Genomic DNA, 393 nt, shown 5'->3' on the forward strand with positions numbered 1-393 from the left:
GTTATAAAGGCATTCGTCAGGCATCCATTTTCATTCAAAATATCGACATGAATATGGAGTTTACAGAAGCTGAAAGAGCTGACCTGAAAGCACAAGCCCGTTTTGTACGCGCTTACTATTATTGGTTATTACTCCGTAAATATGGCCCTGTTCCTTTATTGCCGGAGGAAGGACTCGATTATACAGCCAGCTATGATGATTTGGCTTGTCAACGTAATTCCTATGATGAATGCGTAGAATATATCGAATCAGAAATGCGCTTGGCGGCTAAGGACTTACCTTTGGACAGGGGAGCGAATCATACCTCTCGTCCTACTAGAGGGGCCGCATTAGCAGCACGCGCAAAAGTTCTATTATACGCGGCAAGTCCTATTAATAACCCTCGTCCTGAAG

At 44.0% G+C, this 393-nt stretch carries 1 protein-coding gene; it reads left to right on the forward strand.

Annotated elements, in window-relative coordinates; translation table 11 throughout:
• The coding region (locus tag AB5935_RS27380) for a RagB/SusD family nutrient uptake outer membrane protein (RefSeq protein WP_368328024.1) at nt 1-393 on the forward strand (393 nt) is incomplete at both ends.

Source organism: Phocaeicola sp. RTP21198st1_B8_RTP21198_201120 (genome assembly GCF_040929485.1).
Taxonomy (GTDB): Bacteria; Bacteroidota; Bacteroidia; order Bacteroidales; family Bacteroidaceae; genus Phocaeicola; species Phocaeicola dorei.